Genomic DNA, 2,056 nt, shown 5'->3' with positions numbered 1-2,056 from the left:
GATGACAACTTCGGACACGGTGGCTCCTACCGCATTTTCGGGTCGAGGGCCTCGCGCACGGCCTCGAGGGCGGGTGGCCTCGAGCAGCTGCCGGTGGTCGGCGAACGCCGGGACGCCGTACCGCTGGGCCGCGGCCCCGGCCCGGCCCGCGTCGGTGTCGCACACGCCGACCAGCTCGACCCCCGCCAGGCCCTCGATCGCCTGCAGGTGCACCACCGAGACGTCCCCGCACCCGATGACCGCGGCCGTGGTCATCGGGGTCACTTGACCCCGCCGGCGGTCAGCCCGCCGACCAGATAGCGCTGGAACAGCAGGTACAGCAGCACGACCGGGGCCGCGCAGACCAGCGCCGCCGCCATCATCTGCGAGTACACCGGCAGCGCGCCGCCCTCCTGGGTGGTCCCGAAGATCTGCAGCGCGACCGCGGCGGTCTGCGTCTCGGGCCGGGTGAGCACCGAGGCGAACAGCACGTCGTTCCAGCCCAGCAGGAACGCGAAGATCCCCGACACCACGATGGCCGGCAGGCTCAGCGGGACGATGATCCGGAACAGGATGGTCAGCGTGGACGCACCGTCGACCCGGCCCGCCTCCTCCAGCTCGCGCGGCAGGCCGCGCAGGTAGGTGACCATCACCCAGGTGGAGAACGGCAGGGCGAAGGTGAGGTACGCGACGAACAGTCCCCAGCGGGTGCCGATCACCGTGACGCCCAGGTAGGTGCCCGCCGAGGAGAACAGCACGAACACCGGCAGCAGCATCAGCGTGCCGGGGACGCTCTGCAGGCCGACCAGGCCGCGCAGGATGGTCACCCGGCCGACGAACGTGTAGCGGACCAGCACGTACGCGGTGATCGTGCCCAGCAGGGCCGACGCCACCGCCACCAGCCCGCACACCAGCAGGCTGTTGAGGATGCCGGTGGACAGCCCCGCCGTGGTCCAGATCTTGGTGTAGCTCTCGCCGGAGAACGAGCTCGGCCAGAACTCCCCCTCGGCCACCCCGACGTCGGTGTTGAGCGAGGCCAGCACGATGTAGAGGATCGGCACCAGGACCAGCACGCACAGCCCGACGGTGATGATCGCCAGCAGCGGCGCCGGCAGCAAACGGTGGGCCTCCCCCGCCGCGGTCCGGCGGCGGGCCTGCCGGGAGCGGGCCGGGGGCGCGATCGCGGATGTGCTCATTTGCGGCCTCCCTCCTCGTGCACGTCCAGCCGGACCGCACGCAGATAGACGAACAGCGGGATGGCGATCAGCACCAGTGACACGACCGCCATGGCCGCGCTGAGCCCGAAGCGCAGGCTCTGGAAGCTGGTGACGTAGACCAGCATCGGCATCACGTTCACGTCATCCGGAGCAGGCGCACCGAACAACACGTACGGCAACGTGAAGTTGTTGATGTGGTTGAGGGTGGCCAGCAGGCAGGCCAGCAGCACCGGGCCGCGCACGTACGGCAGGATCACCCGGCGCAGTTTCGGCCACCAGTTCGCCCCGTCGATGGCCGACGCCTCGTGCACCTCGCTGTCCACGCTCTGCAGCCCGGCCAGCGCCATCAGATAGATGAACGGCCAGGCGGCCCAGATCTCCACCAGGATCAGCGTCCAGTACGACCGCGGACCGCTGAGCCACAGCCCGCCGTCGACCCCGATCCGGGTCAGCGTCGCGTTGACGATCCCGTCCGGCTGGAGCATCGTGCGCCACACCGAGGCCACCACGAACGACGGCAGCACGTACGGGATCAGGAACACCGCCCGCACCCAGCCCCGCCCCCGGTACGCGTTCTGGGTCACGATCGCGGCGGCCACCCCGAGCGGAACGGTGGCCACGGTCGCGATGACGGCGAACGAGACACTGATCCAGACCGAGTGCAGCAGCCCCGACTCGAACGCCTCGACGAAGTTGTCCAGTCCGATGAACGGCGCCTCGAGCCACCGCCGCAGCGTGTACTGGTCGAGATCGATCAGGGAGATGTAGAAGGCCAGCAGCAGCGGGATCCCGATGACCAGCGTCATCAGCGTGCCGCCCGGGATCAGCAGCCACAGCGGCCGCTGGCGTTCGGTGACGCC

3 protein-coding genes are annotated in these 2,056 nt (G+C 69.8%); all 3 read right to left on the bottom strand.

Annotation, left to right across the window (positions count from 1 at the left end; genetic code table 11):
• Positions 1–255 (bottom strand): Gfo/Idh/MocA family oxidoreductase (locus AB0C29_RS45470; protein WP_360834181.1); only part of this gene is annotated, 255 nt, incomplete at its 3' end.
• A 5-nt stretch (positions 256–260) separates the two neighbouring features.
• Positions 261–1,175: a carbohydrate ABC transporter permease gene (locus tag AB0C29_RS45465; RefSeq protein WP_360834179.1), complete on the bottom strand. Its 915-nt coding sequence runs from the start codon at positions 1,173–1,175 to the stop codon at positions 261–263.
• The coding region (locus AB0C29_RS45460; protein WP_360834177.1) for a sugar ABC transporter permease at positions 1,172–2,056 on the bottom strand (885 nt) is incomplete at its 5' end. The genes AB0C29_RS45465 and AB0C29_RS45460, both read right to left, overlap by 4 nt.

Source organism: Actinoplanes sp. NPDC048791 (assembly GCF_040650095.1).
In the GTDB taxonomy this organism is placed as follows: Bacteria; Actinomycetota; Actinomycetes; order Mycobacteriales; family Micromonosporaceae; genus Actinoplanes.
The sequence above is the reverse complement of the archived record's forward strand: the minus strand, read 5'-3'. Positions and strand labels throughout refer to the sequence as shown.